This is a genomic window from Candidatus Bartonella washoeensis Sb944nv, assembly GCF_000278135.1.
Classification (GTDB): Bacteria; Pseudomonadota; Alphaproteobacteria; order Rhizobiales; family Rhizobiaceae; genus Bartonella; species Bartonella washoeensis.
The window spans coordinates 148,790-169,407 of the sequence record NZ_JH725023.1; the positions used below are offsets into that span (position 1 = coordinate 148,790).

11 protein-coding genes are annotated in these 20,618 nt (G+C 40.3%); 7 read left to right on the forward strand and 4 right to left on the reverse strand.

The window, feature by feature from the left end; translation table 11 throughout:
* Nucleotides 1-258 precede the first annotated feature (258 nt).
* Nucleotides 259-2,472 (reverse strand): primosomal protein N', encoded by a 2,214-nt coding sequence (locus MCQ_RS03215; protein WP_006923512.1) that lies wholly within the window; start codon nt 2,470-2,472, stop codon nt 259-261.
* A gap of 640 nt (nt 2,473-3,112) precedes the next feature.
* On the opposite strand from MCQ_RS03215, the gene fsa reads away from it, so the two are divergent.
* Nucleotides 3,113-3,766, forward strand: a complete 654-nt coding sequence (gene fsa, locus MCQ_RS03220) for a fructose-6-phosphate aldolase (RefSeq protein WP_006923513.1) — start codon at nt 3,113-3,115, stop codon at nt 3,764-3,766.
* Here fsa and lptE read toward each other — a convergent pair.
* Nucleotides 3,763-4,356, reverse strand: coding sequence for an LPS assembly lipoprotein LptE (gene lptE / locus MCQ_RS03225; RefSeq protein ID WP_006923514.1), 594 nt, complete (start codon nt 4,354-4,356; stop codon nt 3,763-3,765). The two genes, fsa and lptE, sit on opposite strands and share 4 nt — an antisense overlap.
* The gene (leuS, locus tag MCQ_RS03230) at nt 4,343-6,985 is read right to left on the reverse strand and encodes a leucine--tRNA ligase (RefSeq protein ID WP_006923515.1); all 2,643 of its coding nucleotides are present in this window, start codon (nt 6,983-6,985) and stop codon (nt 4,343-4,345) included. The genes lptE and leuS overlap by 14 nt, the downstream gene beginning before the upstream one ends.
* A gap of 175 nt (nt 6,986-7,160) precedes the next feature.
* Here leuS and MCQ_RS03235 point away from each other — a divergent pair, with 175 nt between their 5' ends.
* From MCQ_RS03235 to MCQ_RS03260, 6 genes are all read left to right on the forward strand, one after another.
* Nucleotides 7,161-7,841, forward strand: a complete 681-nt coding sequence (locus tag MCQ_RS03235; protein ID WP_006923516.1) for a YggS family pyridoxal phosphate-dependent enzyme — start codon at nt 7,161-7,163, stop codon at nt 7,839-7,841.
* Nucleotides 7,842-8,647: 806 nt separating this feature from the next.
* Nucleotides 8,648-8,911, forward strand: coding sequence for a hypothetical protein (locus MCQ_RS03240; RefSeq protein WP_006923517.1), 264 nt, complete (start codon nt 8,648-8,650; stop codon nt 8,909-8,911).
* Between the two features lie 950 nt (nt 8,912-9,861).
* Complete coding sequence (gene acs / locus MCQ_RS03245; RefSeq protein WP_006923519.1) at nt 9,862-11,820, forward strand: acetate--CoA ligase; 1,959 nt, start codon at nt 9,862-9,864, stop codon at nt 11,818-11,820.
* A 492-nt stretch (nt 11,821-12,312) separates the two neighbouring features.
* Nucleotides 12,313-12,972, forward strand: a complete 660-nt coding sequence (gene ftsE, locus MCQ_RS03250) for a cell division ATP-binding protein FtsE (protein ID WP_006923520.1) — start codon at nt 12,313-12,315, stop codon at nt 12,970-12,972.
* Nucleotides 12,965-13,918, forward strand: a complete 954-nt coding sequence (locus tag MCQ_RS03255; RefSeq protein WP_006923521.1) for a cell division protein FtsX — start codon at nt 12,965-12,967, stop codon at nt 13,916-13,918. Before ftsE ends, MCQ_RS03255 begins: the two co-directional genes overlap by 8 nt.
* 4 nt (nt 13,919-13,922) lie before the next feature.
* Nucleotides 13,923-14,591, forward strand: a complete 669-nt coding sequence (locus tag MCQ_RS03260; protein ID WP_006923522.1) for a YdcF family protein — start codon at nt 13,923-13,925, stop codon at nt 14,589-14,591.
* 381 nt (nt 14,592-14,972) lie between these two features.
* On the opposite strand, the gene MCQ_RS03265 is transcribed toward MCQ_RS03260, so the two are convergent.
* Nucleotides 14,973-19,934 (reverse strand): DEAD/DEAH box helicase, encoded by a 4,962-nt coding sequence (locus MCQ_RS03265; RefSeq protein WP_006923523.1) that lies wholly within the window; start codon nt 19,932-19,934, stop codon nt 14,973-14,975.
* Nucleotides 19,935-20,618 lie beyond the last annotated feature (684 nt).

Here is a 20,618-nt window from a genome sequence, read left to right on the forward strand (position 1 = left end):
ACCTAAGACCTAAGACCTAAGACCTAAGACCTAAGACCTAAGACCTAAGACCTAAGACCTAAGACCTAAGACCTAAGACCTAAGACCTAAGACCTTGCATCGCTTCAAACTTGTAAGCAAGCAATAATAATCGATGTACACCTAAAAAAGTAAGCAACTCATCTTTTTACTTAAAAACTGCTCCTCCTTTAAGAGAACAGACGCTTTAAAAAAAACACCTTTTGAGCAAAAGAACCGCCACATTATACACCTTTACGTTCAGAGGAAACTTTGTGGATCAATATCAATTTGGACCCGAACCGCAGAAGGCATTTTTGGTGCACTTGCAAGCATCGCACGAATAAACCCTTGCATATCAAAAGAGCGTTGCCCTTGAAGCAAAAGCCGAAAACGATAACGCCCGCGCACAAGAGCCAGCGGTGCCTCTGCAGGCCCCATTACCGAGACATTTTTTTCCCGTGGTGCCATTTGGCGTAATGCACGTGCATACTGTTCTGCCGCTTGGCGCTTTTCTGAAGATACAATCAAAGCAGCAAGTCGCCCATAAGGTGGAAGATGATAATGCTGCCGCATTGCAATTTCGTGCGTATAAAAATCCTCACGTCGTTGTGAAAGTAAGGCCTGTATCACTGGATGATCAGGTTGATAGGTTTGCAATAATCCTAAACTTTCTAATCCCATACGGCCTGCCCTCCCTGTAACCTGAGACAAGAGCTGAAAAGTGCGCTCAGAAGCGCGCAAATCGCCATTTGCAAGACCGAGATCAGCATCAATGACCCCAACCAACGACAACCCAGGGAAATGATGTCCCTTAGCAACAAGCTGCGTCCCAATAATAATGTCAACATCGCCATTCGCAACGGCTTCTAATTCGCGTCGTAACTGACTAATCCCGCCTTTGAGATCGGTTGATAGAATCAACAACCGTGCCTGTGGAAAAAGCACCCGTGTTTCCTCAGCAATTCTTTCCACACCCGGTCCACAAGCTACAAGATGATCTAAAGTGCCACATTCAGGGCACGCTTCTGGAAGCGGCTGATGATAGCCACAATGATGACATTTAAGCTGCCCCTGCAAACGATGCTCTACCAGCCAACTCGAACAGTCCGTACAATGAAAACGATGTCCACAAACGCGGCACAACGTTAAAGGTGCATAACCACGCCGATTAAGAAAAAGAAGTGCCTGTTCACCCTTCTCGAGAGTTTTTGCTAAAGCATGTTCAAGAGCAAAAGAAATAAAACGTCCCCGTTGCACACCTCCTTGACGCATATCAACCACCTGCAACTGCGGAAGTGCAGCTGCTTTAAAACGCGCTGGCAAATTTATACGCTGATAACGCCCCGACAAAACATTTGCTTGACTTTCAATCGATGGTGTAGCTGAAGATAAAATAACAGGGAAATGCTCAAAAGAGCCCCGCGCAACCGCCATATCACGTGCATGATAAAAAATACGCTCTTCCTGTTTGTAAGCACCATCATGTTCTTCATCGACAACGATTAAGCCAAGATCTTGAAAGGGAAGAAAAAGCGCCGAACGTGCTCCAGCAACAACACGCACCCGTCCTTCTGCAACTTGCCGCCACACGCGTTCTCGACGACGCGAAGATAAGTCTGAATGCCACTCTGCAGCAGCAGCTCCAAAACGATCATGAAAACGACCTAAGAATTGTTGTGTTAAAGCAATTTCCGGCAACAAAATCAAAACCTGCTTGCCACAGACCAGCGCTTGAGCAACCGCTTCAAAATAAACTTCCGTCTTTCCTGATCCGGTCACTCCATCAAGCAAAAAAACTTGAAACTGAGAAGATAAAACACCCTCCCGCAAAAGTCGTGCTGCATCACTCTGTGCTCCCTCTAATTGAGGGGGACAAAAATCAGGATCAGGCATTGCTGCAAGAGCAGGTGCTGGTATCATAACATCTTCGAAAACTCCCAGTGCTTTCAACCCCTCAACAACAGACACAGAAGTCCCTGCCGCATGCGCAAGACCAGAACGTGTCCAAACCGCACCATCACGCACCAATTCCAAAACCCGCAATCGTGCTGGTGTTAAACGTCCAATTTTTCCTCCACAATAGCGCAAACCCGACATCTGCATTTCCGGTTCTAAAGCAGCCGGCACACACAAAACCAAGCGTGCAACAAGACCAAAAGGAGTCATTGTATACCGGCTGACAAAACGCAAAAACGTTATCATCTCCGCCTTTAATGGTGGGCAATCAAAAACATAAAGGAGAGAGCGGAGTTTTTTACGCGCCATAGGAGCAGCTTTTTGCCCATCTTTTGTCGTCTTCTCTTCAACATCGACCACAACACCACAAACTTCGCGCCCCATCACCGGAACGCGAACAAACGAACCAACTTCACCCTTCATAGAAGATGGCATTTCATAACTATAAGCCTGAGCAACAGGAAGAGGCACCAAAACTGAAACAATCTTGCTCTCTCTTATATCCCCCACTACCATGTTCTCCTCTCTTATGTCCCGCTCTCTTATGTCCTTTGTCACACATGGCTTCATCTTTTGTTCCAACTTTTTATACGAGCCCTTTTATACAAATATACAAACCTTTTTTATCAAACATTGTCCTTGCATTTTATATTTTTTGACACCCCACCATCCGTTATGAAAAATTCTTGCCTTACATGATCTCTCTTTGCCCACCCCATAAACACCTTGCGCACAATGTTTTTTCAATCCACTCCTCATCACAAAAACGCAAACAAAGCATAAACGCCTCTCTCTCCATAGCAGAATGAACCCTATCACTATAATTACGAGCCGCAGGAAGAGGTGCCAACGTTCCTTGTTACTCCTCCTTTCACTTTTGATTTCATTTTTTTAACAACCTTGTCAACGATAAGCATTTACAGGCATTCGATATTGACTTCTAAAATGCTCACGCCATAAACAAACCATAATTCCGCAGTTATCCTCTCTTCCCAACGCTTATTTTTTTCTTTTCCCAACTTATATCTTAACTTACTATATGAGACACACATTCTCCCTTTTGCTTTTGTGATTAAACAATAGTGCATAATAGAAATAGGGAGAAATATTATAAGCCTTGAATAAAGAGCTTTTTTTAAAACCAAGGAGATTTGGTATGAAATTTTTTGTGGATAGTGCCCATATTGAAGAGATCAGAGAATTACAAAACTTAAGCCTTGTCGATGGGGTCACCACCAATCCCTCTCTTATCCTAAAATCAGGACGCAATATTCTTGAGGTGACAAAAGAAATTTGTGCCCTTGTCAATGGACCTGTTTCTGCTGAAGTTACAGCAACAGAATTTGAAAATATGATGAAAGAAGCGGCTATTTTAGCAAAAATTGCCGATAACATTTGCATCAAGCTTCCCTTAACAGTTGATGGATTGAAAGCCTGTAAAGCCCTTACAGCACAAGGATTAAAAACAAATCTTACACTTTGTTTTTCTGCTAACCAAGCTCTCTTGGCAGCGAAAGCAGGAGCAACATTTGTTTCACCTTTTATCGGCAGGCTCGATGATTGCGCAAGTGATGGCGTGGAATTGCTTCACGAAATTCGCACAATTTATAACCACTATGGCTTTGAAACACAAATTTTAGCAGCCTCAATCCGCACTGTTAATCATGTCAAAGAAGCAGCATTAAGTGGTGCAGACGTTGCAACTGTTCCACCATCAATCTTAAAAGCGCTGGTCAAACATCCTTTAACAGATAAAGGTTTGCAAATTTTTCTAGATGATTGGAAAAAAACCGGACAAAATATTGCTTAATGCCCAGAAGTTTTCTTTGCAAGATCTTTTGCAAGCAATAGTAAAATCTGTTCAGCCAATTCTTCCGCTACACGTTTTTGTGCGTCTTTTTCTGCTTGCATTGTTGCATATTCCTGACGGAGTCGTTCAAAAGATGCACGCACTGTTCCCGTTCCTTTGAAAAGTGGAGCATTTTTCATGTCCTGCAAGATATAAGAAGCTTTCCCTACCACGGTTCCGACAGAAGGTCGCCCCTCTCTTTTCCTATCGCGATCCACCTCTATCTGTACAGATTCCCTTGTAAACGTGGATGTCTGCAATACCAATTGATACGCCGGAGTAGAAGGTTTACTGCCATTTCCATACAGAAGAAATAGCAGGTGATTACGCACCATTTGACCAAAACGATCTGAAGGTTCTTCGACGACAATACTTGCAAGCTTTGCAGAAAGCCCCAAAGAAGCCTTGCCTCCATGCTGACCATAAGAGACTGAATCCATCGTTGTCGAAATCTGCGACACCTGACGATACAGTGGTTCAACCGTACATCCAGACACAAGCATGAACATACTCGCTAAACTCACAAGAACAAAATTTTTAAAGAACGACATTCACAATCCTTTGTGGAACAATAATCATTTTTTTTACTGGTTTTTCAGCCAGCTGCGCCTGCACAAAATCAAGAGCCAAAACAGCTTCTTCAATCATTGCCTCATTCGCTGTTGCTGGAACAGTTACCTCACCACGTTTTTTACCATTAACTTGTACTGGTAAAGTGCGGCATTCTTCAACAGTTAATGCAGGATCATAAACAGGCCAAGAAAGCTCAGAAATCAAGTTTTTTCCTCCTAAAGCCGCATGGCATTCTTCTGCTAAATGGGGCATCATAGGCGCAATCAATGCGAGGAAAAAATCCATTGCTTGGCGCAAAGCAGACTTCATTTCATCCTCAACACTTGTCACCCTGTTTAACAACGGCGCCATAATATTCAAGAATTCATAAAGGCGTGCAATCGCTCGATTAAAAGCAAATTTTTCCAAATCATCTTCGACAGCGCACAATGTGCGATGCGCTGCTTTTGAAAGCTCCAAAGCTGAACCCTGACGCCCTGCACACGGCGCCACTTCTTTCAAAATGGGAGCACTCAAAGCCACACAACGCCAAACGCGTTGCACAAAGCGATGTGCACCTTCAACACCAGACTCCGTCCAGATGACATCTCGATCAGGAGGAGAATCCGACAACACAAACCAGCGCACAGTATCCGCCCCATAGGATGCAATAATATCGTCAGGATCAACAACATTCTTTTTTGATTTTGACATTTTTTCAATCGAACCAATCGTTACTTCGCTTTGATCAGTCAATTTGTAAGCCTGTCGTTTTCCATCCTTTTCAACAATTGAAATATCTGCTGGCGAAACCCACCCCTGTTCATCGCGATAAGTTTCATGAACGACCATACCTTGCGTAAAAAGCCCCTTAAAAGGTTCATCAACAGTCACATGCCCAATCAACTTCATGGCACGCATAAAAAAACGTGCGTAAAGAAGATGAAGAATCGCATGCTCAATTCCACCAATATATTGTTGCACAGGCAACCACTCAGTTGTCGCTTTTTTGTCGACAGGTTCTTGCGCAAAAGGTGCAGTAAAGCGGGCATAATACCAAGAAGAGTCAACAAATGTATCCATGGTATCAGTCTCACGTTTGGCACACTGACCACAAACAGGACAAGCAACCTTTTGCCATATTTCATGACGCTCAAGTGGATTGCCAGGTTGATCAAAAGACACATCATCAGGCAACACAACCGGCAAGTCAGTGCGCGGCACCGGAACCACTCCGCAAACTTCACAATGGATCATAGGAATCGGGCATCCCCAATAACGCTGACGTGAAATACCCCAATCACGCAATCGAAATTGCACTGTTTTTTGCCCCTGAGGCTGCCCTCCAAGCATTTGCCCCTCAAGCCTTTTAGCTGCAGCTTCAAAAGCTTGTTGTGGTGTTAAACCATCCAAAAAGCCTGAATTAATCATCACACCATCGCCAGTATAAGCGGTTTCCCCAATCACGAAATCTTCTGCATCAACTCCTTTTGGCAAAACCACCGGCTGCACAGGAAGATTATATTTACGTGCAAAATCCAAATCTCTCTGATCATGCGCAGGACAACCAAAAATAGCTCCCGTTCCGTAATCCATGAGCACAAAATTAGCGATATAAACAGGAATATGCACCGTTGGATCAAAGGGATGAACAGCCAGAAGGGGTGTAAGAAATCCTTGTTTTTCGGCTTTTTCAAGTGCCACTGTTGTCGTTCCACCACACCGACAATTTTCGATAAAAGCCTCCAGCGCTTTATCCTTTTGCGCTAAAGCGTTTGCAATGGGATGATCAACAGACAGCGCCAAAAAAGAAGCACCAAAGAGTGTATCAGGCCGCGTTGAATAACAGACAACTTCGTTCAAAGCCTCACAAACCTCATCAACAACACCTGTTGACTTCAACGCCCAACGAATGAACACACCTTGTGATTTACCAATCCAATTCTTTTGCATAGTGCGGACTTTTTCTGGCCACTGCTCAAGCTCTTCAAGCCCTGCCAAGAGGTCTTCACTCAAATCACTAATTTTGAAAAACCACTGCGTCAATTCACGTTGTTCAACCAACGCACCAGAACGCCATCCCCGCCCCTCAACAACCTGTTCATTTGCCAAAACGGTTTGATCAACCGGATCCCAATTCACCTTAGCCACTTTGCGTGCAACCAAACCCTTTTGATACAGATCAAGGAACAGCATTTGTTGACGATGATAATAATCCACATCACAAGTCGCAAATTCGCGCGACCAATCTAATGAGAGCCCTAATTGCTTTAATTGCCCACGCATCACTGCAATATTCTCATAAGTCCACGTTTTGGGATGAATTTTATTTTGCAGTGCAGCATTTTCTGCTGGCATCCCAAAAGCATCCCACCCCATAGGATGAAGCACATTAAACCCCTTTGCACGTTTATAGCGTGCCACAACATCCCCCATGGCATAATTGCGCACATGCCCCATATGAATGCGTCCAGAAGGATAAGGAAACATCTCTAAAACGTAGTATTTTTTACGTTTATCCTCTTGACCAGTCTGAAAAATTTTCTTTTCATCCCAAATCGCTTGCCATTTTTGTTCCTGTGCACGTGGATTATAGCGTTCACCTAAATTATAACGTTCAATCGTCATTTCTATTATACTCTTTATAAAATTGAACTAAAAACTTGTTTTTATGCTTCACCATGGATTAATGCCATCGTCAATATTTTCAACAAATATTTTACTAAGTATCTTACAAAGTTTTTATAAGCAATTGCTATAAAGAACTATTCAATCCTTCAATAAAAAAAGAAAGAATATATTTATGAACACAGAAAATAATCCCTCCATTGAAGCGTGGAAAAATCTTCAAAAAGATATTGCCGAAACATGTCAAAGCTATAATCGCCCGGTAGAAGAGGTACAACTTATCGCTGTTTCAAAAACGGTCCCTGTAGATCACATCCTCCCCCTTTTGCAAGCAGGACAGCGTCTTTTCGCAGAAAACCGTGTACAAGAAGCGGCTGAAAAATGGCCTTGTCTGCGTCAACAATTTAAAAAGATTGAACTTCACCTCATCGGTCCCCTACAATCCAATAAAACAGCAGAAGCGGTGAAACTTTTTGATATCATCCAAACAGTTGACCGTGAAAAAATAGCCAAAAGCTTGTCAGAAGAAATGCAAAAACAAAAAAAAACTCTCCCCTGCTATGTTCAAGTCAATATTGGCTTAGAGCCGCAAAAAAGTGGTATCGCACCACAAGAAGTGCTCCCTTTTGTTGCCCAGTGCAAAAATCACTACGGACTTAATATCATCGGCCTTATGGCAATCCCCCCCGTACAAGAAAACCCCGGCCCCTATTTCGCCCTGTTAGCAAAACTAGCAAAAAAAGCCGGTCTGCCAAAACTTTCGATGGGCATGTCCAATGACTTTAAAACGGCTCTTCAATTTGGCTCTAACATCCTTCGCATTGGCTCCGCTCTATTTGGAAACCGCCCTGTCTGAACTTATTTTCACTGAAATATAAAGAACTCACTATTAAAAGCAAAATGATAAGAACGATAAAGGTCAGTTACACACGCATGGAAAAAGTGCGACGAAATAAATGATTACCAAAAGAACATTCACAACAGTTGTCGCAATAGTTCCCATTAAAAACCACGGATTGTATCAACCCCTCCAATAGATATGAACAGTTCCCCACACACTTAACAAAATGCACAAAGTCGGCAAGGAAAGGCTAAAAACATGAGTGTAAATGCGACACCCTCATTCTCATGTAAACCAATGAACCAAATAAACCTCTCAAATGCCCATGAGAATGTTACAAACTGTGCGAAACAACATGGATATCACTCTATAAGGTCAACGATAGCATAAAGGCTTTCTGTGCTCTACAAAGCGTAACATACGGTCAATATTCGCCTAGAAAATAAAAAATGAATCCCGTGCATATGCACATAATACATGCAGGCAAAACAATGGCAATGAGACTAATTTCAATAACGATATTCCTTTATCGTTCTCATAAACAAAAAGAAAAACTTCAACTTTTCATATGCGCAATTTTTCTAATTTTAAACTTTAATTAAGAAAAATATGGCATAATTTCTTATATTTTTAAATAATTATAAGTAATATTTTATATTATTAATAATAAAATTTCATATATACATAGTGTATTTATTATTTATACAGTATTTTTATTGCCTTTTTCAAAATTTAGCTTTGACAATTCTCTAAAATACGTGATAACCATTTGAAATGTATCGTAATGATACGTTTATTCCAAAATTAAAGGGAGGATTTATATGCGTAATTTTGGTTCAGGTTTAGTTTATAATTTAAATGATTCAACACCTGTTTATGGAAATGCGTGTGGCTTTAATGATTTTATGTCTCACATGAATGCACAGGGTTTTGATTATGCAGTTGCAGGAGGGCTAACCGGAGCAGCAATGGGTGCTATAACTGGTCCAGGTGCACTTATGGGTGGCATCACAGGCGCCACGACTGGTTTCTTAGGAGGTTTTGGTTTGGGTTTCGCTCAGAAAGCGCATGAATGTTGGTTCTAATTTATAGAGAATAACTACAAAAATATCTCTAAAGTTAGTAATTTTGTAATTGTTTTCAAAAAAATATTTAAGTTATATTTTCTATAATTATGGTTTAGATGAACTTCAGAGATATTTATAATTTATCATCACATATATTATAATTTGGATTTCGTAATGTCAGATTTTACTCATAAAATTATTGAATCGCTCGTGGTAACAGTTTTTTTTGGTTTAATATATCTTTTTTATTATAAATTTATTTCTTACAGTTGGAAAGATTCTCTAAAAAACTCATTATTAATAAGCTTTATATTTTTTATTGTTAGCCTTTCATTGAACTATATTGGTTTATATAACTTTATAAGAAATATTTTATAATGGATATTTATCATAAATTATTAGAAATATTATTTCAAACAATCGCATCTGTAAAATTATTATCCATTTCATTATATATATCACTATTTTGTTATTTTTTAACATCTTTCCTTGCTCTCAGTCCCATCTCCCAACACTGTCCGTGAATGGCATAACGAAAAACATGATAAACCTGTGTCATCACAATAAAATATTCGCGCTTTTGGGATAGCTTTACAAATAACACCCATAACCTATGAATGCCCTCGTCCTGTCTATCTTTAACTTTTTATACGAAATTTTTTAAACTTTAATTTCTTTCTCGGCTTATAAAAAGCTCTCTACAACATAAGCTCTTTTTGTATTTTGATACAAATTTGCATCTCTTTATTATAACATACTTTGTAGCACTTTAGCCCACTAAAAAAGCATAAAAAAGCTCTCTTAAAAGACAAACGCGGCTGATTTTAAAAATTGACTATACCAATCTTTGTAATTTAGTCTAATCTCAAGAAGCTTTTTCTTAAATGAAAAGCTTATTGGAAAGTTCTGCCAGAAAAACGCAAAAGCATAGCGGCTGATTTTTCCAAATAAATTAAGAGAGGGAACTTATGTCTGAAAAAATTTATCCAATACCAGCTGATATCAAAAAAAATGCATTGATCAATGAAGAGACCTATCAACAATGGTATCAGGAAAGCATTAACGATCCAGAAAGCTTCTGGGCAAAACATGGTCATCGTATTGAGTGGTTTAAACCTTATACAAAAGTAAAAAACACTTCATTTAACGGTGATGTATCAATTCAATGGTATGAGGATGGCATAACAAATGTCGCCTACAACTGCATTGATCGCCACTTAGAAAACCATGGTGACAACATAGCACTGATTTGGGAAGGGGATAACCCTTATCATGATAAAAAAATAACCTATAACGAGCTTTATCAACATGTCTGTCGTTTTGCTAATATCTTAAAAAAACATGGTGTCAAAAAAGGTGATAGAGTCACCATCTACCTCCCCATGATCCTCGAAGCTGCCTATGCCATGCTGGCCTGTGCGCGCATTGGTGCTATTCATTCTGTTATTTTTGCTGGCTTTTCTGCTGAAGCAATAGCAAGACGTATTGTTGATTGTGAATCAACCTTCATCATTACCGCTGACCAAGGTTTACGTGGAGGAAAACGAATTAACTTAAAAGACAATGTTGATCATGCCATTGAGATTGCAGCACGCCAGAATGTCCATGTGGATCAAGTCATAGTCATACGGCGCACCAGTAAACCAATTAATTGGGTAGAGGGACGTGATTTTTGGTATCATGAAGAAGTCTCCCATGCCAAAACCGATTGCCCAGCAGAACAAATGAACGCTGAAGATCCACTTTTTATTCTTTACACCTCCGGCTCAACAGGAAAACCAAAAGGTGTTTTGCATACAACAGCAGGTTATCTCGTTTATGTATCGATGACACACCAATATGTTTTTGATTATCATCCTGGTGAAATTTACTGGAGCACAGCTGATATTGGCTGGATCACTGGGCATTCTTACTTGATTTATGGTCCTCTGTGCAACGGTGCGACCACTTTAATGTTTGAAGGAACACCAACTTTTCCCAACAACAGCAGATTTTGGGAAATTGTCGATCAACACAAAGTGAACACGCTCTACACCGCACCAACAGCTATTCGCGCCTTAATGGGTGCAGGAAATTCCTTTGTTGAACATTCTGACAGAACATCGTTGCGTCTTTTAGGCACCGTAGGAGAACCAATTAATCCAGAAGCATGGGAATGGTTTTACCATACGGTGGGAGACGACAGATGTCCTATTCTTGATACATGGTGGCAAACAGAAACGGGAGGACATATGATCACCCCCTTGCCTGGTGCTACAAACTTAAAAGCAGGATCAGCCACTCGTCCATTCTTTGGTGTTCAACCTCAAATCGTAGACGCACAAGGAAATATTCTGGAAGGTGAAGCAGAAGGCAATCTCTGTATCATTGACTCATGGCCTGGTCAAATGCGCACTCTCTACAATGACCATGAGCGCTTCATTCAAACCTATTTTTCTACATATAAAGGAAAATATTTTACAGGTGATGGATGTAAACGAGACAATGATGGCTATTATTGGATTACAGGACGGGTTGATGACATTCTCAATGTTTCTGGACACAGGTTAGGAACGGCTGAAATTGAATCAGCACTTGTTTCTCATCCCGCTGTTTCAGAAGCAGCGATTGTCGGATATCCTCACCCCATTAAAGGACAGGGAATCTACAGTTTTATCACCTTAATGGAAGGGACAGCTCCAAGTGAAGAGTTGCATAAAGACCTTATTCAGCATGTCAGGAGAGAAATCGGATTCATTGCAATATTGGATAAAGTTCAGTTTGCCCCTCAACTACCAAAAACACGGTCGGGAAAAATTATGAGACGCATTTTGCGAAAAATTGCTGAAAATAATTTTGACAACCTAGGAGATATTTCAACCCTTGCCGAACCACAAGTTGTTGATGATCTTATTGCCAACAGAAAAAATAGAGAAACCACTGGTTAATTGGTAAAACAACAACGGTGACTTTAGCGTTTCTGCTGAAATTTCGTTAGCATGCTAAAGTCACCAAGAAGGCAAAAAGAAACAATAACAATTAAACAGAGGCTCTTTTGTAATAAGACATCAGCCACGATTAAAGAAAAACATTCACAATTGTGGTGTATAAATTCTAACAAGCACTTGAAGCAATAAGAGCAAAATTCCCTTGGTTAACCGCCAAAAGAGAGAAACGACGACTGAACAAAAAACAAGAACGGTTCCCGTTATGTTTCTGCTAGAATCACCTTGAAATTCCTGCTAAAATCACAAATGAAAGTCAAAAGAAAAAGAGAAGTGTTGATGATATTCTTACAGAGAATAATCCTCAATAATAAACAGGAAAAGTTAAAGAAAAACATTTAGAACTATACAGTATGAATCCAACCAAGAACCCAAAGTAATGAGAACAAAGGTCTTCACAATAACGCAGCATAAAAGCAGAAGTGGTAACGAAAAGTGATTCATTTTGAAAACGTCGGTTTGCGCTACGGAATGGGCCCTGAAGTTCTCCGTGATATTAGCTTTCATATTCCTGCCGGCTCATTTCAGTTTCTAACCGGTGCTTCTGGAGCGGGTAAGACGTCGTTGATGCGTCTTATGTTTTTAGCACTAAAACCCACCCGTGGTCATATTGATCTCTTTGGAACAGATACAGCATTGCTCAAACGACAAGAGCTCCCCGCATTAAGACAACGCATTGGGGTTGTCTTTCAAGACTTTCGTTTACTCGATCACATGACCACCTATGAAAATGTCTCTTTACCTTTACGCATTAAGGGACAAGAAGAAGCAACTTATCGCAGTGAAGTGGAAGATCTTCTCTGTTGGGTCGGCCTTGGAAATCATATTCATGTTTTACCACCGGTTCTTTCCGGCGGTGAAAAACAAAGAGTAGCAATTGCACGCGCGCTCATTGATCAACCTGAAATCCTTCTGGCTGATGAACCCACAGGAAATGTTGATCCACCTTTGGCAAAACGCCTGCTCCGCTTATTTATTGAATTAAACCGTTTTGGAACAGCGGTTATCATCGCCACCCATGATATCGCATTGATGGAACAAGTGGAAGCACGGCGTATGCTACTCCATAATGGACGGATGACAATTCATGAATAAATCTTTCCCAATTTTCATAAGCGATAAAAAAAACACGACTGCTATCATTCCCAGCGGCAACATTTCTGGACAAGCACTCGTTGCAGTGATTGCTATTATGACATTTCTCTCAAGTCTCACATTGATCGGTGTTGATTTCATGCAGCGTTCAGCTAAAAGTTGGAGCAATCAAATTAGCTATGAAGCAACAATTCAAATACGCCCGATTGAAAATGTCGATATCGAAAAGACCCTTCATGATGCGGTTAATTTGGTTAAAACATTTCATGGTGTACAAGATGCCAAAATTGTTGACAAAAAATCCACTGAAAAATTGCTCGAGCCATGGCTTGGAGCAGGTTTAAGCTTAAATGAATTGCCCATTCCCCGCCTTATTATTGTAACATTGAAAGAGAATGAAGAGATCAACTTTCGCGCAATCAATCACGCAATCAAAACACAAATTCCAGGAGGCCAGTTTGATGACCATCGTGTTTGGGTAAAGCGTTTTGCAAAAATGGCACAGACAACTGTTTTCATTGGTTTTTCAATTTTAATACTGGTTCTAAGTTCCCTAATACTCACGATTATTTTTGCCACACGCAATGCACTGGCAGAGAATGCACATATTATCAATGTATTATACTTCCTCGGCACTGAAACCCTTTTCATTGCGCAACAATTCGACTGGCATTTTTTTAAAACTGCGTTACGCGGTGCGGTATATGGTGGTGCCACAAGCGCATTCCTGTTTGCTGCTTTCTCTATCTGGACAAGCTATAATCTAGGAACAGTGGAGGCCAACCAAATAACCGCTTTATTTGGACATTTTTCCATAAGTTCCATTCCCTATGGAAAAATCATTAGCCTTATTCTGTTTGTTTCTTTTCTTACCATGTTTACAAACCGAATGACTATTTTGGTACAGCTTAAAAAAATTGATCAATGCGAAAACGGCTTATTTTAATTTTATGACCAAAAATTCATATAATTTCAAATCATTGACACAAAACAATCTAGAATGTGCTCTCGCCAAACCCACCAATCTATGGCATCCCCGCTGCTTATTGCGCTATTTGCCCCCAACAGCACTTTCTCTTTTAATGATTGTTCTTTTCTTTTGGGCTGGTTTTGTCATTTTTTCTGAAAAAACCGAACAGCTTCAACCACCAAATTTATTGTCGAAAGCAGATGCAATCATCGTTCTTACAGGAGGAGAAAACCGAATAGAAACAGGACTAGATCTTTTACAGCAAGGGCTTGGTTCGCGGCTGTTAATTAGTGGAGTGAACACAACAACCAATCTCAAAAGACTAAGACATAGCACGCATATTACGCCACAGCTCTTTACCTGTTGTGTTGACATCGATCATAAAGCAACGAACACAAAAGGAAATGCTGAAGAAAGCGCTGCTTGGATTAAAAAACACCACTATCAAACGGTTTATATCGTCACCCATGATTACCACATGTGGCGCTCTCTGCGTGAGATTAAATACTTAATGCCTAAAGTAAATTTCATTGCCTATCCCGTTAAAAAGAACGACATTGAAAACACAATACAACAGATCAATCAAATACGCATTCTTGTATTCGAATATATTAAAATGATCGGGGCATACATCAGAACCCTATTCTGATCTTTATGCACCGATTTCCTGAAAATTTGTCGAAAACCGCACAATGGTTCTTTGCCAACCCCAATGTTACAACAGAAACGCGAAAACATTCATAAAAGGCATTTTTATGCCTTTCTTTAGTATTCATATGCAATCCCGCTTATGATATGCAAAGGAAGAATTTTGATTAATAAGAGAAATTGACTTCCTCTCCACCCTAAAAGATAAAGATTCTCAACCTCCTCCGATTTGTAAATAATCCGGCTTCAGCACAACAAGCAGTACCTGCCCTAAATACTCACCACGCACTTTCCAAACACCTCATCTAGCAAGTTTTACACAAGCCTTATATACCACTCTAAAACATGCTGTTTTATCATCACACCCCAAAAGACGCTATATTTACGACACAACGGATAACTTAACATTTTCAGGTTCTCTTATTTGCAATTTTGGCAGACTGCGAACAATTTTCATAGTTTCCAAACTCACAGTAATAACCCGTTGAAACAATTCTAAAGGATAAGCAGGATTACCAACCGTTTCAACAGCGTAGCGGTTGGCATCATTGATCAGACCACTCGCTTTATCAGTTTTGACAACCTGCCGTTCCATAACCCATTCGAGAGCAGGCCTGCCATTGACAACATAATCATAAGCTTCAAGAGGAATATTCTGCATCGTGATATGCGCATTATAAATCACTGTAGTTTTGTCAAGAGCACCGCGTTTACCAGCAAATTTCATTGCTTCAACACGGTAGAAACGCACCTCATCAGCAATCATCCAGGTTCTTGGATCACCCTGTTTATAGGTAACAGGATATGGTTCTACCTCTTCATAATTCATATGCAAATCACCAAGCTTTCGACCCGCTGTCACAAAAGCCCAAAAATCCTCTACTTTTTTAACTGTTGGAATTCGTGGCAATTGTTTAGATAGATTATGCGCATAACGCGCACAATAATCCTCAGAATGCAAAATCCCATAAACATAATAAAACAAATCATCCTTTGTTATCATTTCACTAGGATAAACCGCCCTAAAATAAGCCAACCCTTCATCCGTGAGTGCATCACGCCGCTGCAAACCAGTTTCTTTGCTTTCCTCTGTAAAATTTGCAAACAAATGAACTTGGCTTTCTTCTTTATCTGCTAAGGATTCAAAATTTTCATAAACATATCTTGGAAAACATTGACCTTTTTCCATTGCATCATAGCTAGGCAAAACCCTACTCATCAGAACAGAAAAACCACTTCTTACCCCAGTTCCTGTGACTTGTATTACCCTGTTTTGAACCGCTGTTTCTAGAGGAAAGATACGCGGCATTTGATAAACCATTTCATTAAAGGTGCGGTTATAATAGAGCCACTGTCGTGTAAAAGGACGATAAAGACTCTGAGCAAGATAGGTATCTTTAAATTTAAAAATCTTTTCTCTGACCAATTCTTGTTTAAGTGCACGACTCCAGCTAATCTTTCTGGTATCTGAATTTACAAAATCATTCACAGCATTTGCACGTATTTTACGATCAGCATGTGTATAAGTATAAGCATTATTAAAACGTTCCACTTCACTATTATAGAAGGCAATCATATTGCTCATATTCTTCGCTAAAGCCTCACGGCTTGAATTATATGCCCACGCATCCCGACTGGTTACAATACCACAAGAAAAATTTTCAAAGAGCTTTTTATCACTGCCTTTCTTATCGCCTAAGGCTAGAAATTTTTCAAAATCATTGTTGCGCTGATCCAGCCAATCACCATGCTCATCTGGTGTAATCATCTGCCAGCCATGTTCATGCTTGATACCGTCAATACTGCCCAACCTCTGAATTTCAGATAGTTTCTCTTTTGTCGTGAGATAATCTCCAATATCGTGGAAATATATTTTCCCCCGCTGTTGAGATTCTGGATTTTTTACGAGAATAGAGATAGCAATAGGTGCGCGAGACCCAGAACCAAAAATTCCATCACCTTCTTTTTTTCGCTGTTCTCCAGAAGTTCGAGCATTCCCCCGCAAATGGAAAATATAAAGGCTACTAAACTCTTCAACTAAACATTTTCGTAAACCATCCGTAGAGTAACTACTGATAAAACCTGCATTTGTCACAAAACCAATAACACCACAATCTTTTATGCGATCACTTGCCCAGCGAATAGCACGAATATAACTGTCATAAAGCGTTTGTACATAGGTTGCTTTGGATTGAGCAGCATAAGTTTCACGAATGCGACGATCCAATTTAGGATAATCAATATTTTTTGCATTGTCGTTTTCACTTTTTTGCCCAGAAGAATAAGGAGGATTGCCAACAATAACACGAATATCCAGTTCTTTCTGACGTGATCGACGTGTGCTGTTATCCACCAGCAAATCACTGATCAGGTCTTTTTCTTGCTCATAAAGCTGGAATGTATCGGTCAGACAAATTCCCTCAAACGGAACATAATCTCCCCCCATCAGACCATGATAGGTCGTCTCAATATTAATGGCTGCAATATAATAGGCTAAAAGCACGATTTCATTGGCATGAATTTCATGACAAAATTTGTGTTTCATTTCTTCTGGTGTAATCAACCCCGATTGTAAAAGCCGCGTAATAAAAGTCCCCGTTCCTGTAAATGGATCCATGATGTGAATACCAGATGAGCCAAGAGTTTGCCCAAACTCTTGCTCTAAGACATCATTGACGGAGTACAAAATAAAATCCACAATCTCAACGGGGGTATAAACAATGCCAAGTTTTTCTACAGTACGTGGAAAAGCGTAACGAAAAAACTTATCGTAAAGCTCTACAATCAACCTCTGCTTTGCTTTTGGATCCGTAATTCCACTAGCTCGTAATTTTACACTTGCATAGAAGCTCTCCAAATCTTTGGATTCCTTATCAAGATTCGCCTCATCAAGCACATCAAGCATACGCTGCATAGCACGCGATACAGGATTCTCACGTGTAAACTGATACCCTTCAAACAACACCTGAAAGACAGGACGCGTGATAATATGCTGCGCCAACATTTCAATTGCATCAGCCTCTGTAATCGCGTCGTTTAAATCATCACGCAATTCTGCCACAAACCTGTCAAAGGCGTGACGCGCCTCCGTATCTGGCTCTACGAGAATACCTGTTAAACGCGTGATATGATTCTTAGCAATCTCAGCAATGTTGCTTGCCCAATCTTCCCAATAATCACGCGTCCCACATTTCTTGACGATCTTTGCCAGAATCGCACAAGAAAGTTCATCCACAGAGAAAGAAAGCTCCCCTTGTACTTCATCTGTAAGAGTGAAATCATATTCCGGTGTTCCAATTTCCGCTCGTGCAGGTTGTGCGCGTAGTGGAAGATTCTCTACAACAGCCGTAACAGCCTGTAACTCAGTGCTCTGTGTGACACCAATAATCTCAATCACATTGCTGATATCTTGCCCTAGTGATGCTTTATTAACCGTAGCATCAAAACGATCATCATGCGCACGCAAAGCATTCAAAATTTGCCAAACAACCCGATATTTATCATTGTTGTTCAAAGCCTGTTCCACTGGAATCCCAGAGGGAATACCAATCGGCAGAATGACATACCCCATCTTTTTGCCCTCGGAACGACGCATCACCCGCCCAACAGACTGAACAACATCAATCTGGCTCTTGCGTGCATTTAAAAACATGATCGCATCAAGAGCTGGAACATCCACTCCCTCAGACAAACACCGCGCATTGGTCAAAATACGACAAACATCCTCACCGCTATCAGCTTTCAGCCAATCAAGTAATGCACCGCGATCCTTCGCCCTGAAAGTGCCATCAACATGTTTAATCTCACACTTCAGAAATGGTTCATTTTCGGTATTTTCTTTGTTGATATAATCAAGATATTCTTTAACAACCGCCGAAAATTCATTACGTACTAGTTTAGAATTTTCAATAGTCTTACAAAACGCCAAAGCACGATGCATGGGATATGGATCAGTACCAACATCAGCCTTCATATCTTGTTTTGTCAGTGCCTTATAACACCCTATAATCTTCGTTGCATCATCAAGAATAAGCTCAGACTGGCCATCACTAAGACGCTTCTGAACAGCTGAACTGACCAATTTTTCGTCCACGGCTAAGACAATAACCTTATAATCCGTTAAAAGATCATTTTTTACTGCCCAGGAAAACCCCCGATAAAACAGTGTTTTACCAAAAAGCTTTTCATCATCCATCGAAGCAAGAACGGCATTAACTTCATGTGCACGACTTTTTACGTTATCACCAAAAATACGTGGTGTCGCTGTCATATAAAGGCGCTTCTTAGCACGAATAACATCATTAGAATGCACCTTAACAAAATTGGATTCATCCTCTCCAACCAGCGTTGCTCCTGTTGTACGATGCGCTTCATCACAAATGATAAGATCAAATGTTGGCAAACCATACTTTTTCTGAGCATCTGCAATCACCTGAATGGATTGATAGGTTGCAAACACAACGGTCATCTTATCTACAACACCATCGCTCACACATTCTGCAAGTTTAGCGGCATTGGTTGTCGCCGGAAAAGCAAGATCAAACACATCAATTTCAGCAATATCATCACTATTTTTACGACGCTTTCCCACTTGCGTATCTGAACAGACAGCAAAGGATCTCAATCCAATTTCTGCATCCGTCGTCCATTCACGGACCGTCTGTGACATCAACGCCAGGGAAGGAACAAGAAACAAAACAAACTTGCCTTTACCGGCCAAATCCTCAGCAATTTTAAGACTGGTAAATGTCTTACCAGTACCACAAGCCATAATAAGCTTGCCACGATCTGCTTCAGTAAGTCCAGCACGCACAAAATGTAATGCTTCCAATTGATGGGAACGTATTTTCTTTTTATCTTCCAGCACAACTTTGCCGGTGGCTGCAAAAGTTTCCCAACGAATCGGACTTTTTTGTATATCGGAGAGATTAATCCGTATAACAGGAATATCCTGCCCCTGTATCATTGTTTCAGCGTTGTCACTCCAAGCACCTTCAGTACTATCTATAATAACACGCCGCTTGAATGGAGCTTTCCCTGATGCCGAAATAAAACTATCAATATCTGCTTTTCTAATTCGATATGCTGCATCATAAAATTTACATTGGATTGCCGCAAAACCCTCTTCATTACGAATCTTTGCCACAAGATCGATACCGGTATCACGAACATCCCAGCCATTTTCAAGAGCCCAATCTTTAAAGGTTTGAACCTTTTCATAACACCCAAACTGAAGAGGATCATGTGTTAGATAAGCAAGAGCAAAACGCTCAAAATACGACCCTTTATCTCGTTCAGTACGCGCTTCATCACGATATGTCTGTAAAAGCGATTGCAGCCTCATGCTTTCCCACTCATTAAAAACACCTCTAACTATCGAGTCTAGACAAATTGGTCAATGCCTATTATTCTACCCAAAAGACTTTAGATGAATCGCTTTACTGAATAAAGTGGTAACATTTTACTTATCAGTAAAATAGTAGAAGCTACTCTTCCCCCATCGTTGACAAATATCACATAATAACCCACTAAAATATGGAGACTTGTTTCACCATTTTGATAAGCTTCTTTTTTGATATCCATCTATTGAAAATAGTTTAAGCGCGTACTCAGGGAGGTACTAGACACAATAAAAATATATCTTAAAACCAATTACCCGCTATACCAATACACATAAATAATGAATGCAGGAATTGATATTCCCAGCAATATAATTTCATAATCACCGGGAATATAATCTCATAATCATAAGTATGTTCGTCTAGCCATGCATACAAAGCTTAAGCTTTGTACGAGCCCGTATCCCCATCGCATAAAGCTATAAAGAATCCCGAACCAAACGTTACGAAGACTAACGCCACTCCTTTTACCATACAATTTGTGAGAAAAGAACCAATCTACGAATAAACAAAAGGGAAAGAAAAAACTATAGAAATCAACACACCTCGTATACCAATTCGTTTTTTGGATATAAGCTGTTTTTCATTTAAGCATGTTTGTTGATTAACAGATATACTCACCACTCCTC

Bases quoted from the DNA above. Each gene is read 5' to 3' on its own strand.
- MCQ_RS03240 (WP_006923517.1), top strand. From the start codon at position 8,648: ATGCGTAATTTTGGTTCAGGTTTAGTTTATAATTTAAATGATTCAACA.
- MCQ_RS03215 (WP_006923512.1), bottom strand. From the start codon at position 2,472: ATGGTAGTGGGGGATATAAGAGAGAGCAAGATTGTTTCAGTTTTGGTG.
- MCQ_RS03265 (WP_006923523.1), bottom strand. From the start codon at position 19,934: ATGAGGCTGCAATCGCTTTTACAGACATATCGTGATGAAGCGCGTACT.
- fsa (WP_006923513.1), top strand. From the start codon at position 3,113: ATGAAATTTTTTGTGGATAGTGCCCATATTGAAGAGATCAGAGAATTA.
- MCQ_RS03235 (WP_006923516.1), top strand. From the start codon at position 7,161: ATGAACACAGAAAATAATCCCTCCATTGAAGCGTGGAAAAATCTTCAA.
- MCQ_RS03255 (WP_006923521.1), top strand. From the start codon at position 12,965: ATGAATAAATCTTTCCCAATTTTCATAAGCGATAAAAAAAACACGACT.
- acs (WP_006923519.1), top strand. From the start codon at position 9,862: ATGTCTGAAAAAATTTATCCAATACCAGCTGATATCAAAAAAAATGCA.
- MCQ_RS03260 (WP_006923522.1), top strand. From the start codon at position 13,923: ATGACCAAAAATTCATATAATTTCAAATCATTGACACAAAACAATCTA.
- leuS (WP_006923515.1), bottom strand. From the start codon at position 6,985: ATGACGATTGAACGTTATAATTTAGGTGAACGCTATAATCCACGTGCA.
- lptE (WP_006923514.1), bottom strand. From the start codon at position 4,356: ATGTCGTTCTTTAAAAATTTTGTTCTTGTGAGTTTAGCGAGTATGTTC.